At 71.4% G+C, this 15306-nt stretch carries 16 protein-coding genes; 7 read left to right on the top strand and 9 right to left on the bottom strand.

The annotated features are described in order from the left end of the window. Positions 1–383: 383 nt before the first annotated feature. Complete coding sequence (locus ACFWBD_RS08905) at positions 384–1355, bottom strand: ROK family protein (RefSeq protein WP_385664666.1); 972 nt, start codon at positions 1353–1355, stop codon at positions 384–386. A gap of 234 nt (positions 1356–1589) precedes the next feature. Between ACFWBD_RS08905 and ACFWBD_RS08900 the strand changes: the two genes are divergently transcribed. From ACFWBD_RS08900 to ACFWBD_RS08890, 3 genes are all read left to right on the top strand, one after another. Further along, positions 1590–2627: a LacI family DNA-binding transcriptional regulator gene (locus ACFWBD_RS08900; protein WP_385664663.1), complete on the top strand. Its 1038-nt coding sequence runs from the start codon at positions 1590–1592 to the stop codon at positions 2625–2627. 7 nt (positions 2628–2634) lie between these two features. Next, positions 2635–3372: a hypothetical protein gene (locus ACFWBD_RS08895; protein ID WP_385664660.1), complete on the top strand. Its 738-nt coding sequence runs from the start codon at positions 2635–2637 to the stop codon at positions 3370–3372. Between the two features lie 86 nt (positions 3373–3458). After that, positions 3459–3848, top strand: a complete 390-nt coding sequence (locus ACFWBD_RS08890; RefSeq protein WP_385664657.1) for a VOC family protein — start codon at positions 3459–3461, stop codon at positions 3846–3848. A gap of 147 nt (positions 3849–3995) precedes the next feature. On the opposite strand, the gene ACFWBD_RS08885 is transcribed toward ACFWBD_RS08890, so the two are convergent. Next, positions 3996–5300, bottom strand: a complete 1305-nt coding sequence (locus ACFWBD_RS08885) for a DUF6986 family protein (protein WP_385664654.1) — start codon at positions 5298–5300, stop codon at positions 3996–3998. Between the two features lie 183 nt (positions 5301–5483). Here ACFWBD_RS08885 and ACFWBD_RS08880 point away from each other — a divergent pair, with 183 nt between their 5' ends. Together ACFWBD_RS08880 and ACFWBD_RS08875 are read left to right on the top strand one after the other, a co-directional pair. After that, positions 5484–6407 (top strand): endonuclease/exonuclease/phosphatase family protein, encoded by a 924-nt coding sequence (locus ACFWBD_RS08880; protein ID WP_385664652.1) that lies wholly within the window; start codon positions 5484–5486, stop codon positions 6405–6407. 67 nt (positions 6408–6474) lie between these two features. After that, positions 6475–7689 (top strand): IS30 family transposase, encoded by a 1215-nt coding sequence (locus tag ACFWBD_RS08875; RefSeq protein ID WP_385664649.1) that lies wholly within the window; start codon positions 6475–6477, stop codon positions 7687–7689. 83 nt (positions 7690–7772) lie between these two features. On the opposite strand, the gene ACFWBD_RS08870 is transcribed toward ACFWBD_RS08875, so the two are convergent. From ACFWBD_RS08870 to ACFWBD_RS08855, 4 genes are all read right to left on the bottom strand, one after another. Beyond that, positions 7773–8735, bottom strand: coding sequence for an electron transfer flavoprotein subunit alpha/FixB family protein (locus ACFWBD_RS08870; protein WP_385664646.1), 963 nt, complete (start codon positions 8733–8735; stop codon positions 7773–7775). 50 nt (positions 8736–8785) lie between these two features. Continuing rightward, complete coding sequence (locus ACFWBD_RS08865) at positions 8786–9574, bottom strand: electron transfer flavoprotein subunit beta/FixA family protein (RefSeq protein WP_385664643.1); 789 nt, start codon at positions 9572–9574, stop codon at positions 8786–8788. 218 nt (positions 9575–9792) lie between these two features. Further along, positions 9793–10302: a flavin reductase family protein gene (locus ACFWBD_RS08860; RefSeq protein ID WP_385664640.1), complete on the bottom strand. Its 510-nt coding sequence runs from the start codon at positions 10300–10302 to the stop codon at positions 9793–9795. 208 nt (positions 10303–10510) lie between these two features. Continuing rightward, positions 10511–10924 carry a TlpA family protein disulfide reductase gene (locus tag ACFWBD_RS08855; RefSeq protein ID WP_385664637.1) on the bottom strand — a complete coding sequence of 138 codons (414 nt, stop codon included), beginning with the start codon at positions 10922–10924 and terminating at the stop codon, positions 10511–10513. A 75-nt stretch (positions 10925–10999) separates the two neighbouring features. Between ACFWBD_RS08855 and ACFWBD_RS08850 the strand changes: the two genes are divergently transcribed. Together ACFWBD_RS08850 and ACFWBD_RS08845 are read left to right on the top strand one after the other, a co-directional pair. Further along, the gene (locus ACFWBD_RS08850) at positions 11000–11416 is read left to right on the top strand and encodes a DUF4395 domain-containing protein (protein ID WP_385664634.1); all 417 of its coding nucleotides are present in this window, start codon (positions 11000–11002) and stop codon (positions 11414–11416) included. Between the two features lie 189 nt (positions 11417–11605). After that, entirely contained in the window at positions 11606–12334 is a 729-nt protein-coding gene (locus tag ACFWBD_RS08845) for a lysophospholipid acyltransferase family protein (RefSeq protein WP_351755486.1), read from the top strand. Positions 12335–12793: 459 nt separating this feature from the next. Here the strand turns inward: ACFWBD_RS08845 and ACFWBD_RS08840 are convergent, their stop codons facing one another. From ACFWBD_RS08840 to ACFWBD_RS08830, 3 genes are all read right to left on the bottom strand, one after another. After that, positions 12794–13387: a transglutaminase domain-containing protein gene (locus tag ACFWBD_RS08840; RefSeq protein WP_385664631.1), complete on the bottom strand. Its 594-nt coding sequence runs from the start codon at positions 13385–13387 to the stop codon at positions 12794–12796. Positions 13388–13469: 82 nt separating this feature from the next. Then, a complete protein-coding gene (locus ACFWBD_RS08835) occupies positions 13470–14540 on the bottom strand; it encodes a threonine aldolase family protein (protein WP_385664627.1) in 1071 nt (356 codons plus the stop codon). Beyond that, positions 14537–15283 (bottom strand): SDR family NAD(P)-dependent oxidoreductase, encoded by a 747-nt coding sequence (locus ACFWBD_RS08830; protein WP_385664697.1) that lies wholly within the window; start codon positions 15281–15283, stop codon positions 14537–14539. Before ACFWBD_RS08830 ends, ACFWBD_RS08835 begins: the two co-directional genes overlap by 4 nt. Positions 15284–15306: the final 23 nt, after the last annotated feature.

Genomic DNA, 15306 nt, shown 5'->3' with positions numbered 1-15306 from the left:
GGCAACGGTATGCAGACGGCACCCCGCCCGACGGTCTACACGCCCTGAGCGATCGAGGGGTGGGGGGCCCCGCCGCCCCCGCCCCCGCCCCACCCCGGCCGCCGCCGCGAGCACCGGCACAAACACCGGCACTGCCCGTCAGGCACCACCCCGCACGCCGCCTGGGAGCGGCTGGACCGCCGTCACGGCGGCCGCGACAACGGTCCGGCACGTCGCCGAGTGACCACCACACGGCCGACCGCCACGCAGGCCCCCACCCGCGCCCGTGCGACGCCCAGCCGCCCGCCGCCAGCACCGACACGAGCACCGGCGAAGCCGGTCCGCCATGGCCCCCTACGCCGCCTCCACGCCGGAACGTTTCCTCCGGGGGCCGCCCGTCGGCGTCAGACTCCCGCCGCCGTGGCGCCCGCCTCCGCCCCGGCCTCCGTGCTCGCCGACAGCGCTGCCGCCGCCGCTCCCACCAGGCCCGCGTCCGTGCCCATCTGTGCGGGCGTGACGGTCAGGCGCTGGACGAAGGAGAGGGTGGCGTAGTCGCGGAGCGCCCGGCGCAGGGGGGCGAAGAGCACCTCGCCCGCCTTGCCCACGCCCCCGCCGACCACCGCGATGTCGATCTCGACGAGGGTCGCCGTGGCCGCGATTCCGGCGGCCAGTGCCTGGGCGGCCCGTTCGAAGGAGGCCACGGCGACCGGGTCGCCCGCGCGGGCGGCGGCGGCCACCGCGGCCGCGGAGGCGTCGCCGTCGGGGCCGGGCAGCCAGCCGTTCTCCAGGGCCCGCCGGGCGATGTTGGGGCCGCTGGCGATGCGTTCCACGCAGCCGCGCGCGCCGCACGGGCACAGGTCGCCGTCGAGTTCGACGCTGATGTGGCCGATGTGTCCGGCGTTGCCGGTGGGGCCGGGGTGCAGCCGGCCGCCCAGGACCAGGCCGCCGCCGACGCCGGTGGAGACCACCATGCACAGCGCGTTGTCGTGCCCGCGGGCGGCGCCCTGCCAGTGTTCGGCCGCCGTGATCGCCACGCCGTCGCCGATGAGCTCGACCGGGAGGTTCCCCGTGACCGCCCGGACCCGGTCGACCAGCGGGAAGTCGCGCCAGCCGGGCACGTTCACCGGGCTGACCGTGCCCGCCGAGGCGTCCACCGGGCCCGCGCTGCCGATGCCGACGGCCCGGACGCGCCCCCACAGCGGAGACGCGGTCAGCTCGGCCAGCGCCTCCTCGGCGGCCCGCATCACGGTGTCGCCGTTCTCCTGGGCGGGCGTGGGGCGCTGCGCGCGGGCCAGGATCGTGCCGTCGCCGTCCACCAGCGCTCCGGCGATCTTGGTGCCGCCGATGTCGAGCGCGGCCACGAGGTCGGTGTACATCAGTCTGGTTTCTCCCGGTCCACCATGGAAGGGGCTGGCCGGTCCAGCGGTTGGGGGACGCGGGCCGGAGTTTGCGGTGGACAGTGTCTCCCGCATCTGACAACGTTGTCCAGGCTCTATGCTCGACGCCACATCCTCATACAAACCCTGGGACCCACGCATCCCCGTGCGCAACATCTTGTGGACGGCGTGCCTGGCCGACCTCCCGTGGACGACAGGACAGGACACAGCATCGTGCCCGAGACGCAGCGCCGGCCCGAGAGCCGTTACGGCAACCGTCCCACCATGAAGGACGTCGCCGCTCGCGCCGGAGTCGGCCTCAAGACGGTCTCGCGCGTGGTGAACGGCGAGCCGGGCGTCACGCCCGAGACGGAACGCCGTGTCCAGGAGGCCATCGACGCGCTCGGTTTCCGCCGCAACGACAGCGCCCGGGTGCTGCGCAAGGGGAGCACGGCCAGTATCGGCCTGGTCCTGGAGGATCTCGCCGACCCGTTCTACGGGCCGCTCAGCCGCGCGGTGGAGGAGGTGGCCCGCGCCCACGGCGCACTGCTCATCAACGGCTCCAGCGCCGAGGACCCGGACCGGGAGCAGGAGCTGGCGCTGGCGCTGTGCGCGCGCCGGGTGGACGGTCTGGTGGTGATCCCGGCCGGTGACGACCACCGGTACCTGGAGCCCGAGATCAAGGCGGGCGTCGCCACGGTGTTCGTGGACCGGCCGGCCGGGCAGATCGACGCCGACTGCGTCCTGTCGGACAACTTCGGCGGCGCCCACGAGGGCGTGACCCATCTGGTGGCGCACGGGCACCGCCGGATCGGCTTCATCGGCGACATGCCCCGTATCCACACCGCCGCAGAACGTCTGCGCGGCTACCGGACGGCGATGGAGGACGCGGGCATACCGGTCGAGGACGCCTGGATGTCGCTGGGCGCCACCGATCCGCTGCGGGTGCGCCGCGCGGCCGAGGAGATGCTGTCCGGACCCGCGCCGGTCACGGCGGTCTTCTCGGGCAACAACCGGGTGACGGTCACCGTGATCCGGGTGCTCGCCGAGCGGAGCCGCCCGGTCGCCCTGGTGGCCTTCGACGACCTGGAGCTCGCCGACCTGCTCCAGCCGGGGGTCACCGTGATCGCCCAGGACGCGGCCACGCTCGGCCGGACCGCAGCGGAGCGCCTGTTCGGGCAGCTGGACGGCACTCTGATCACCCCCGAGCGCATCGAACTGCCGACCCGGCTCGTCACGCGCGGCTCGGGCGAGCTGCCGCCGGCCGACTGAGACGCCCATGGACGCCCGCGACGAGCACCGCACCCTTCGGGCACTTGGCCTGGCCGACGCGCCGCGCGACCACCCGCTGAGCTATCCCGGCGCCTGGCCGGCCGCGTCCGGACTGCTCCGCGGGGACGAGCTGCTGCCGCTGGACCGGCTGACGCATCCCGGCCGCACTCCGGTCGTGGCCGTCGGCTCCAATGCCAGCCCCGCCCAACTGCGGGACAAGATGGCCGAGTTCGCGGTCACCTCACCCGTCCCCATGGTGAAGGCCCGGGTCACGGGCATCGACATCGGCGTCTCGGCGCATGTCAGCCGCCTCGGCTATGTGTCCGCGTCCCCGGTCGACGCCCCCGCCGTCACAAGGGAGTTGTTCGTCATCTGGCTCGACCCGGAACAACTCGCCCTGATCGACGCGACAGAGCCGAACTACGACCGGGTCCTGCTGCCCGCGCCGGGAATCCGGGTCGAGCTGGAGAACGGCGAGGTCCTCCTCGATGCGTTCGCGTACGTGAACCATCACGGAGTGCTGCACAACGGCGACGGGGTTCCGCGCAGGCATCCAGGACAGCGTGCCCTGATCACCGAACTCCTCACGCGGTCACCGGCGTTGCGGCAGCTGTTCGGGACGACACCGGAGGAGTTCTGTGCCCGCGCACGGGCCGACGCACGGCTGTGCGAGGAAGGCACCCGCCTGTTCGCGGAAGAGAAGTTGGCGATCGCGTCCGGCCTGGAACACCTGCGCGTCCGTTAAAGTGATCGAACGGCATCGCGTGTCGGTCACCGGCCGGGTGAGGCATGGAGGTGCCCGTGAGTTTGCCTTACGGAGGCATTCCACACATGTCAGTCGAGTTGAACCACACCATCATCCACTCCCGTGACAACCGGGAGTCCGCCGAGTTCCTCGCTCACGTCCTGGGACTCGAAGTGGGCCCCGAGTGGGGTCCGTTCGTCCCGGTGAACACCAGCAACGGCGTCACCCTGGACTTCGCCGCCATCCCGGTGGAGTCGATCGTCATGCAGCACTACGCGTTCCTCGTCTCGGACGAGGAGTTCGACGCGGCCTTCGAGCGGATCCAGCGGGCGGGGATCACGTACTTCGCCGATCCGCACGGCAAGCAGCCGGGTGAGATCAACCATCACCACGGCGGCCGGGGCGTGTACTTCATGGATCCGGCCGGGCACGGCATGGAGATCATCACGCGTCCGTACGAGCTCCCGCAGCAGTAGTCACCGCTGAACAGAGGCCGGCGGGGCAGGGGTTGCGCGGTGTCGTCGAGCGGTTCCGGTCCTCGGCGAGGACGCCCTGTTCCTCCGGCCGGCCCGCCGGCCGGAGGAGCCCCCGAGGCCACCCCGCGCCGGCCGCAGCCGCTACTGCTACTGCCCGGAGACCGTCAGATCGCCTCGGCGCGGCGTCGCGAAGCCCTCCAGGGCCGCCCTGGTGAGCCCGGTCGCGTCGGTCACCTCGGCGAGGTCGAGGGCGCCGCAGTCCAGGCCGCGCAGCAGGTAGCCGCTGAGGGCCTTGGCGGTCGCGGGCTCGTCCATCACATCACCGCCGGCCCGGTTGGCGTACCGCGAAAGCCGCTCGGCGGCCTGGGCGAAGCCCTCCCGGTAGAAGGCGAAGACGGCCGCGTAGCGGGTGGGGATGTGGCCGGGGTGCATGTCCCATCCCTGGTAGTAGGCGCGGGACAGGGCGCGGCGGGTGAGGCCGTAGTGCAGCCGCCAGGCGGCGTGGACCTGCTCGGTCGGGCCGACCGGCAGCACGTTCGTGGAGCCGTCCGAGACGCGCACCCCGGTGCCGGCCGCCGCTACCTGCATGACCGCCTTGGCGTGGTCGGCGGCGGGGTGGTCGCCGGCCTGGTAGGCGGCGGAGACACCGAGGCAGGCGCTGTAGTCGAAGGTGCCGTAGTGCAGACCGGTGGCGCGGCCCCGGGCCGCCTGGATCATGCGGGCGACCGTCGCGGTGCCGTCGGTGGCGAGAATGGACTGGCTGGTCTCGATCTGGATCTCGAAGCCGAGCCGTCCGGCGTCGAGGCCCCGCGCCCGCTCGAAGGCCTCCAGGAGCCGGACCATCGCGGTGACCTGCTCCGGATACGTCACCTTGGGGAGGGTCAGGACCAGGCCGTCGGGAAGGCCGCCGTTCTCCATCAGGCCGGTGAGGAAGATGTCGAGGGTGCGGATGCCCCGGTCGCGTACCGCGGCCTCCATGCACTTCATGCGGATGCCCATGTACGGGGCCGCGGTGCCCTTGGCGCCCGCCTCCGCGATCAGCCGGGCCGCGCGGGCGGCCGCCTCATCCTCCTCGGCGTCCGGGCGGGGGCCGTAGCCGTCCTCGAAGTCGACGCGCAGGTCCTCGATGGGTTCGCGCTCCAGCTTGGCCCGCACGCGCCCGTACACGGGCTCGGCGAGATCCTGGGAGAGACCGAGGCAGGCGGCGAAGGAGGCCGCGTCCGGGGCGTGCTCGTCGAGGGCGGCGAGGGCCCGGTCGCCCCAGGAGCGGATGGTGTCGGCGTCGAAGGCGTCGCCGGGGACGTAGACGGTGTGGACGGGCTGGCGGGTGCCGGGGTCGCCGGGGTAGCGGCGGTCGAGTTCGGCGTCGACCGGGACGAGGGAGGCGCTGATCTCCTCGCTGACGGCGCCCGCGAGGCTCGTCGCGACCGTCTCCTGCTGGCCCTGACCCATTCCACACCCTCCGATTTTTCCGCTGTACGGAATCAACAATCCGTAGAGCGAAGCTATCCGTGCAGCTTCCGGCAGGTCAACACCCTGTCCACGGCTTGCCCCTCGCGTTCACCGCCGCATCCACGCCCTCTTCCGTACAAGGGTTCACACCTTCATCCTGGCTCACGAGACAAAGGGGAACACATGACGAGCAGCAGTCGGCCGACTCGCCGGGCGGGGCTGAGAACCGTGGTGGCCGCCGTGGCCGCCGTCCCCCTGCTCGGTACGGTGCGGGCCTCGGCCGCACGGCACGAGAGCCGGCCGCACGGGACGCTCCGGCCGGCGTCCGTGCCGCCGCTGGAGGTCATGACGTACAACCTCCGTTTCGCGTCCGCCGAGGAGCCCAACAGCTGGGCGGTGCGCCGACCGGTCATGCGCGCGCTGCTGCGCCGGGCCGCCCCGCACGTCATCGGCACCCAGGAGGGCCGGCCGCAGCAGTTGCGGGACATCGCGGCCGACCTGGGGAAGCGGTACGAGTGGATCGGCACCAGCCGCGGAGCCGTCGACGACGAGGCGATGGCCGTCTTCTACGACACCCGTCGGCTCGCCCCGGCCGAGCACGCGCACTTCTGGCTCTCCGACACGCCCGAGGTACGCGGCTCCAACACCTGGGGCGCGGCCCATCCCCGCATGGTCACCTGGGTCCGCTTCCGTGATCTGCGGGCGGTGGGGCGGGAGTTCTGCGTCCTCAACACCCATCTCGACAACGCCGGCCAGTACGCGCGCGAGCGCTCCGCCGCCCTGATCGCGGCGCGGATCGCCGGGTTCGACCGCTCCCTGCCCCTGCTGCTGACCGGCGACTTCAACGCCGTCGCGCACGTCAATCCGGTCTACGACACCCTGCTGGCCGCCGGGCTGGTCGACACCTGGGACGCGGCACGCTCGCGTGGCGGGGCGTATGCCACGTTCCACGGGTACAAGCCGCTCACGCCGAACGGGGACCGCATCGACTGGATCCTGGCGACGCCCGGGTTCAGGGTCCACCGGGAGTGGACCGACACCTTCGCCCTGAACGGCCAGTACCCGAGCGATCATCTGCCGGTACAGGCGTCCCTGAGCCCGGAATGAGCCGAGGCCCCCGTGACCTGGCCTTAGGTTCTAGTGATCGTCGCAACACCCCAGCTCAAGGGGTGCGATGTTCGAGATCCGCCAGGCCCGGACGGTGGCTCAGGGCCGCAGGAAGCTGACCCGTGAGCGGGAGGAATACTTCCGGCTCGTGCAGCAGGGCGTGAGTTACACGGAGGCGGCCAAGGCCGTCGGCATCAACCTCCGTACGGGAAAGCGATGGCGTAACGGCCGGAACCCCTCCGGTCGGCAGAAGGCGGCAGCACCGGCCAGACCGGTTCTGCCGCCTTCTGGTGTGTCCCGGTACCTGCGGGAAGCCGACCGGATCTACATCGCCGACCGGCTCCTCGAGAAGGCGACAATCCGCGCGATCGCCGCCGAACTGCGCCGCAGTCCCTCCACCGTCAGCCGGGAGATCCGCCGCAACCGGCACCCCGTCAACGGCCAGTACCGTCCCTTCGCCGCGCAGGCCCGCGCGGATGACCGCCGTCCCCGCCCCAAGCCCCGGAAGATCAGCCAGGACCCGGAGTTGCGGGCCGCCGTCCAGGCGGGTCTTGACGAGCGGTGGAGCCCGGAACAGATCTGTCACGCTCTGCGCAGACAGTTCCCCGACCGGCCGGAGATGCACGTGGTCCACGAAACCGTCTACCAGGCGCTCTACGTGCAAGGACGCGGAGCACTGCGCCGGGAGCTGGCCGGCGCCCTGCGCACCGGACGCGCCCGCCGCAAGCCCCACCGCCAGGCCAACTGCCGACAGCCACGCTTTGCCGATCCCATGGTGATGATCAGCGACCGCCCGGCCGAGGCGGACGACCGGGCCGTGCCCGGCCACTGGGAAGGCGACCTCATCATCGGCAAGAACAGCGGCTCGGCGATCGGCACCCTCGTCGAACGCAGCACCCGCTACGTGATGCTCCTCCACCTGCCCACTGACCACACCGCGGCCAGTGTCCGAGACGCACTGACGGATGCCGCACACAGGCTGCCACCGCATCTCAAGCGGTCTCTGACCTGGGACCAGGGCTCCGAGATGGCCGCCCACCACAGCTTCACCGTCGCCACGGACGTCCCGGTCTACTTCTGCGACCCGGCAAGCCCCTGGCAGCGCGGCTCCAACGAGAACACCAACGGCCTGCTGCGGCAGTACTTCCCCAAGGGAACCGACCTGTCCGTCCACAGCCGCGAGCACCTCGACGCCGTCGCCGCCCAGCTACACGGCCGCCCACGCAAAACGCTCGGCTGGGAAACCCCAGCCGAGCGCCTGCATAAACTGCTCGCCGTCTGACACAACCGATCATGTGTTGCGACGATTCCTAGAAACCGCCGGCGGTCACGGGGGCCTCGAACGGTGCTGCGACTGCCGGGTGATCAGCCCTTGCGGGTGTTGATCTCCTCGGTGAGCTGCGGGACGACGTCGAACAGGTCGCCGACGACGCCGTAGTCGACCAGGTCGAAGATCGGGGCCTCGGCGTCCTTGTTGACGGCCACGATGGTCTTCGAGGTCTGCATGCCGGCGCGGTGCTGGATGGCGCCGGAGATGCCGTTGGCGATGTAGAGCTGCGGCGAGACGGACTTGCCGGTCTGGCCGACCTGGTTGGTGTGCGGGTACCAGCCGGCGTCCACCGCGGCGCGGGAGGCGCCGACGGCCGCGCCGAGGGAGTCGGCGAGGGACTCGATGAGGGCGAAGTTCTCGGCACCGTTGACGCCGCGGCCGCCGGAGACCACGATCGCGGCCTCGGTCAGGTCCGGGCGGCCGGTCGACTCACGCGGCGTGCGGCCGGTGACCTTGGTGCCGGTGGCCTGGGCGGAGAAGGTCACCGCGAGGGCCTCGACCACGCCGGCGGCCGGGGCGGCCTCGACGGCGGCCGAGTTCGGCTTCACGGTGATGACCGGGGTGCCCTTGGAGACACGGGACTTGGTGGTGAAGGACGCGGCGAACACCGACTGGGTGGCCACCGGACCCTCGGCGCCGGCCTCGAGGTCGGTGGCGTCGGTGATGATGCCGGAGCCGATGCGCAGCGCCAGACGGGCGGCGATCTCCTTGCCCTCGGCGGAGGACGGGACGAGGACGGCGGCCGGGGAGACCGACTCGACCGCGGCCTGGAGCGCGTCGACCTTGGGTACGACGAGGTAGTCGGCGTACTCGGACGCGTCGTGGGTCAGCACCTTGACGGCGCCGTGCTCGGCGAGCGCGGCGGCGGTGTTCTCGGCGCCCGCGCCGAGGGCGACGGCGACCGGCTCGCCGATACGGCGGGCCAGCGTCAGCAGCTCCAGGGTGGGCTTGCGGACGGCGCCGTCCACGTGGTCGACGAAGACGAGGACTTCAGCCATGGGATTGCTCTCCTGCGAAACGAAGTTGAGGGGCGGTCGGCGAAGGGCCTTTAGATGAACTTCTGGCCCGCGAGGAACTCGGCGAGCTGCTTGCCGCCCTCGCCCTCGTCCTTGACGATCGTGCCCGCGGTGCGGGCCGGACGCTCGGTCGCGCTGTCGACCGCGGTCCAGGCGCCCTCGAGGCCGACCTCTTCGGCCTCCAGGTCCAGGTCCGACAGGTCCCAGGACTGAACCGGCTTCTTCTTGGCCGCCATGATGCCCTTGAACGACGGGTAACGCGCCTCGCCCGACTGGTCGGTGACCGACACGACGGCCGGCAGGGAGGCCTCGAGCTGCTCGGAGGCGGCGTCGCCGTCGCGGCGGCCCTTGACCGTGCCGTCCTCGACGGAGACCTCGGAGAGCAGGGTGACCTGCGGGACGCCCAGGCGCTCGGCCAGCAGGGCCGGGACGACGCCCATGGTGCCGTCGGTGGAGGCGAGGCCGGAGATGACCAGGTCGTAGCCGGCCTTCTCGATCGCCTTGGCCAGCACCAGCGAGGTGCCGATGGCGTCGGTGCCGTGCAGGTCGTCGTCCTCGACGTGGATCGCCTTGTCGGCGCCCATGGAGAGGGCCTTGCGGAGCGCGTCCTTGGCGTCCTCGGGGCCCACCGTCAGGACGGTGATCTCCACGTCGTCGTCGGAGTTCTCGGAGATCTGCAGCGCCTGCTCGACCGCGTACTCGTCGAGCTCGGAGAGCAGACCGTCCACGTCGTCCCGGTCGACGGTCAGGTCATCGGCGAAGTGCCGGTCGCCAGTGGCGTCGGGCACGTACTTCACAGTGACAACGATCCTCAAGCTCACGCCGGCTCTCCTACTGCATCGTCAGTTCTCGGCTGCCTTCTTCCAGGCAGCATAGGCGCCACAATCGGCCGATCCCGGTCGGGGCGGCCCGCGCTCCGTCCGAAATATTACTCGTCAGTACACCCAGTTCGTTCCCGCTAAGCAAGCGCTTTGAACTGTGACCTTTGCAACGCAGCGTAATCGGAACTCGACGACTTCGCAGGAGAGCCCGGCAGTGATCAATCCCGCAGGGCGGTGAACTGCCCCTGGTGGTAGAGCAACGGACGGCCCGCGCCCTCCGGATCGCCCAGGACGACCTCGGCCAGCACGATGCGGTGATCGCCCGCCGGGACCCGCGCGACGACCCGGCACACCAGCCACGCCAGCACGTCGTCCAGGACCGGAACGCCCTGCGGACCGTCGCGCCAGGCGGTCGGCGCCCCGAAGCGGTCGGCGCCGCTCCTGGCGAAGGTGGCGGCCAGCGCCTGCTGGTGCTCGCCGAGTATATGGACGCCCACATGTGTGGCCCGCGACAGCGCCGGCCAGCTGGAGGCGCCGGTGCCGATGCCGAAGGAGAGCATCGGGGGTTCGGCGGAGACGGAGCTGAGGGAGGTGGCGGTGAAGCCCACCGGGCCGCTCTCACCGGAGGCGGTGATCACCGCGACCCCCGCGGCATGCCGGCGGAAGACGGAGCGCAGGAGGTCGGGAGAGGCCAGGTGCGGGGAGCCAAGGCCGGGTATGGCCGTCATGGGGTTGTCCTTCTGCGGGAGGTGGCGAGCCGGGCCGTGGGTGCTCAACGGCCCGGACAGCGCGCGCTCGCGGTACGGACCAGGTCGACGTGGACCCGTCCGTGGAGAAGGAGTTCCTCAGGCATACGGTCAGGCTGACGATAGGTGGCGCGCGCAGTCAAGTACGTTCCGGCATCTGGGAGATGCCTCACCGTCCCCCGCGGGCGGATCACACGGCCTCCCCCAGGGCCGCGAGGACGTCCGCCTTGCGGGGCTGGCCGGTGGCGCGCCGGACGATGTGGCCGTCGGCGTCGAGCACCAGGACGGTCGGGGTCCTGAGGATGTCGAGCTCGCGGACGAGGTCCAGGTGCGCCTCGGCGTCGATCTCTATGTGGGCGACTCCGGGGACCACGCCGGCCACCTCGCCGAGGACCCTGCGGGTGGCCCGGCAGGGCGCGCAGAAGGCGCTGGAGAACTGCACGAGCGTGGCCCGTTCGCCGAGTTCGCCGCCGAGCCGGTCCGCTCCGAGCCGTTTGCCGTCGTCGCGCCCGCGCACCCGTACTCTCCCGCTCCGCCGCTTGTGCAGCACTCCGTAGGTGCTTGCCGCGGCGAGCACCGCCACACACACCAGCAGTCCGGTCATCAGGTCCTCCAGCGTTCACGAGACTGCAAAGATTCCCGACCCCAGGAATCGTTTCCGTTGCGGAATGCTTGATTCATGGACATCGATGCGAGGGGCCCGCGCTTCGGGGCCGCTGTGACGACCGTAGTACTCGCGGTCGTACTGATCAGCGGCAACGCCTGGCTGCTGGCGTGGCAGACGCTGGCGTTCGCGCTCGGCGCGGCGGGCGGGGTGGGGCGTTCACCGTACGGCTGGGTGTTCCGCAAGGTCGTACGGCCGAGGATCGGGCCGCCGACCGAGTTCGAGGCGCCGGAGCCGCCACGGTTCGCGCAGGCGGTGGGTCTGCTCTTCGCGGGGGTCGGAGCCGTCGGGCTCACGCTGGGTCCGGACTGGCTGGGCCTCGCGGCGACCGGGGCGGCGCTGGCGGCCGCCTTCCTCAATGCCGCTTTCGGGTACTGCCTCGGATGCGAGATGTACCTGCTCGTACGGCGGGTCGCGGTACGCGCGGAGTAAAGACCACTTAAAAGCCCGAGGTGGATCAAGGGGGCCGAAGTGACGAGGATCTCGCCGTTCCCGGGCGCTGGGGCTGGCTCCCCGGCCGTTCTTCGGGCACCATCTGCGAGATGCCGTAAACCTACGGCTGCGTAACTTTGCCGTCGGGAGCGCCTCCCCGGCAAAGAGAAGGAAGGGTCCGCCCCGCCCATGGCAGAGATTGTCTACCGCCCCGTCGTCGGCCTCGCCCAGACGTTGTTCAAGGCCTGGGACCTCAAGATCGACTGCAAGGGGTCGGAGAACATCCCGCGCTCTGGTGGAGCCGTGCTGGTGAGCAATCACATCAGCTACCTCGACTTCATCTTCGACGGTCTGGCCGCGCTCCCGCAGAAACGTCTCGTTCGTTTCATGGCGAAGGAGTCCGTCTTCCGCCACAAGATCTCCGGCCCGCTGATGCGCGGGATGAAGCACATCCCGGTGGACCGCAACCAGGGCGAGACGGCCTACGCGCACGCGCTCGAGTCGCTGCGCTCGGGCGAGATCGTCGGGGTCTTCCCCGAAGCCACCATCTCGCAGTCGTTCACGCTCAAGAGCTTCAAGTCGGGCGCGGCCCGGATGGCCCAGGAGGCGGGCGTCCCGCTGATCCCGGTGGCCCTGTGGGGTACGCAGCGGCTGTGGACCAAGGGCCACCCGCGCAACTTCAAGCGCAGCCACACCCCGGTCACCATCCGCGTCGGCGAGGCCATGGAGGCCTCCCGCGACAAGTACGCGGGGGCGATCACCCGGCAACTGCGCGAGCGCGTCCAGGAGCTCCTGGAGGCCGCTCAGCGCGCCTATCCCGTCCGGCCCAAGGACGCGAACGACACCTGGTGGATGCCGGCCCACCTGGGCGGCACGGCGCCGACGCCGGAGCAGGTGCGCGAGGCCGAGGCGCGCTGACGCGGTTCGCGCGCTGCGCGTTCCCCGGCCGGCGTTCGCGCGTCGGGGCTCGCGCGTCGGGGCTCGCGCGTCGGGGCTCGCCCGTCGGGGCTCGCGCGTCGAGACGGGCGAGGTCGTCGCCCGGGTCGAGGGCGCGGGTCGCGGCGGCCGGGTCCTCGGCCAGTGCGCGGGTGGTGGCGGGGAGCTTCCGGCAGGGTGTCTCGTTTCCGGAGCCGGCGAGGGCGATCGGCACGGCGGTCGCGGTCGCGAGGAGGGCCAGGGCCACGGCGGAGCCGAGCAGCGGGCGCTTGCGCGGCCGGGTGACGAGGCGCGGCCGCTCACCGGGCGGGTCGTCCGGCCCGCCCGGCTCGGGCGGGGCGTCCTGTCCCAGATGCTTGATCCCGTCCGCACCGGCCTCTCCCCCATCACCCATGCCGGGGAGGTGAGCGACCGCGACAGCCGGGGCTCGCGGCGCGGTGGTCACAGTGCGGTGGGGAGGGTCTTCCACAGGTGCGGCCGGTCGTGGGCGGCCCGCAGCGCGCCGAGGACGGCCGGGTGCGGTGCGGCGTAGAGGCCGGGGTAGTCCAGCTCGCCCGCCGAGGGGTCGGGCTGGAAGGCCAGGTGCTCGCCCTCCAGGGAGAACCGCGCGTCCACGCCCGGTTTGTTGCCGCGGGGATCCTGGCGGTGCCAGGCCCCGTCGAAGCGCACGGCGACAAGCCCGTGGAGGGCGTGTCCGCCCCCCTCGTCGTGCACGAACCGCTGGTAGCACAGCGCGGTCGGGATGTCCTCGGCCCGCAGCAGGGCGGCCAGGGCATGAGCCTTGGCGTGGCAGATGCCCGTGCCCTGCTCCAGTACGTCCGAGGCGCGCCAGGTCACGCGCGGGTCGCCCGCGTCCTGTGAGTGGGGGATGGCGTCGCGGACGAACTCGAAGGCGAGGCGCGCATAACCATACGAGTCCTCCGCATCCTTCGCGAGGTGGGCGGCCGTGTCGCGCACCAGCCGGTGGTGATGGTCGATGACGTCGTCAGCAGCCAGATAGGCCGAGAGGTCGGGGTTCTCCTGGGTCAGCTCCATGACGGGAGAGCATAGGAAAGCGATCACCCAAAGGTCAATGACTTTTCAGGTGACCGCATACCTATGCAATCGGACGCCGCTGCTACCGCGCCATCTCCTCCTTGACCGCGGCAACGAACGTGTCCACGTCCTCCTCGGTCGTGTCGAACGCGCACATCCAGCGCACGACACCCGCCGCCTCGTCCCAGAAGTAGAACCGGAACTTCTTCTGGAGCCGCTCGCTCACCTCGTGCGGGAGCCGCGCGAACACGCCGTTGGCCTGCACGGGGTAAAGGATCTCCACACCGTGCACGGCCCGCACGCCCTCGGCGAGCCGCTGGGCCATCCCGTTGGCGTGGCGGGCGTTGCGCAGCCACAGGTCCCTGGCCAGCAGGGCCTCCAACTGCACCGACACGAAGCGCATCTTGGAGGCGAGCTGCATGGACAGCTTGCGCAGGTGCTTCATGTGACGGACGGCGTCCTGGTCGATGACGACGACCGCCTCGCCGAACAACGCGCCGTTCTTCGTCCCGCCCAGCGAGAGGAGATCGACGCCGGCCGCGTTGGTGAACGTCCGCATAGGGACGTTCAGCGAGGCGGCGGCGTTGGCTATCCGGGAGCCGTCCAGGTGCACCTTCATGCCGTGCGCGTGGGCGTGGTCGCAGATCGCGCGGATCTCGTCGGGTGTGTAGAGCGTGCCGAGCTCGGTGCTCTGGGTGATCGAGACGACCTGCGGCATCGCGCGGTGCTCGTCCTCCCAGCCCCAGGCCTGCCTGTCGATCAGCTCGGGGGTGAGCTTGCCGTCCGGGGTGGGCACGGTGAGCAGCTTCAGGCCGCCCATGCGCTCGGGCGCGCCGCCCTCGTCGACGTTGATGTGCGCGCTCTGCGCGCAGATCACCGCGCCCCAGCGGTCGGTGACCGCCTGGAGCGCGACGACGTTGGCGCCGGTGCCGTTGAAGACCGGGAAGGCCTCCGCCGTGGGACCGAAGTGACTGCGGATGATCCCCTGGAGGTGCTCGGTGTAGTCGTCCTCGCCGTACGCCACCTGATGGCCGCCGTTGGCCAGGGCCAGGGCGGCCATCACCTCCGGGTGGGCCCCGGCGTAGTTGTCGCTGGCGAAACCGCGGACCTCCGGGTCGTGATGGCGTCGCGCGTCGGTCTTCGGAGGGTTCACGGGTTCTCGGTGAGCCACAGACGCTGTCCGTTCACTTCGGGGGCGGACTTGTCCCAGACTCCGGTGATGGCCTCGGCCAGGTCCTTCACGTCGGTGAAGCCCGCGAACTTCGCGTTGGGGCGGTCGGCACGCATCGCCTCGTGCACCAGCGCCTTCACCACCAGGATCGCAGCCGCGGAGGTCGGCCCCGCGGCGCCCCCGGCCTTCTGGAAGGCGTCGGCGAGCGCGAGCGTCCAGGCCTCGGCGGCGGCCTTGGCGGCTGCGTACGCGGCGTTGCCCGCGGTGGGCTTCGACGCGCCGGCGGCGCTGATCAGCACGTACCGGCCGCGCTCGCTGCGCTGCAGGCCCTCGAAGAAGGCGAGCGAGGTGTGCTGCACGGTCTTGACGAGCAGCAGCTCCAGGAAGTCCCAGTCGTCGAGGCTGGTCTTGATGAACGTCTCGCTGCCGCGCCAGCCGCCGACGAGGTGGACCACGCCGTCGATCCGGCCGAACTCCTTCTCGACGCGCTGCGCCCAGTCCCGGGTCGAGTTCAGGTCGAGCAGGTCGACCGGCTCGCCGGTGACGGTGGCGCCCCCGGCCCCGTAGCGGGCCGCGTCGACGGCCTCCGCCAGGCGCTCGGGGTCGTTGTCCGCACCGACGACGACCGCGCCCGCCTCGGCGAGCCTGAGCAGTGCCGCCCGGCCGGCCGGTCCGCCCGCACCGGCCACCGCGATCACCGCACCACTGAGAGCCCCGTTCCCCATGGTCTTCGCCTCCTGCTGAGCAG

This window comes from Streptomyces sp. NPDC060002, from assembly GCF_042737245.1.
Classification (GTDB): Bacteria; Actinomycetota; Actinomycetes; order Streptomycetales; family Streptomycetaceae; genus Streptomyces.
This window is presented reverse-complemented; position numbering and strand designations above follow the sequence as displayed.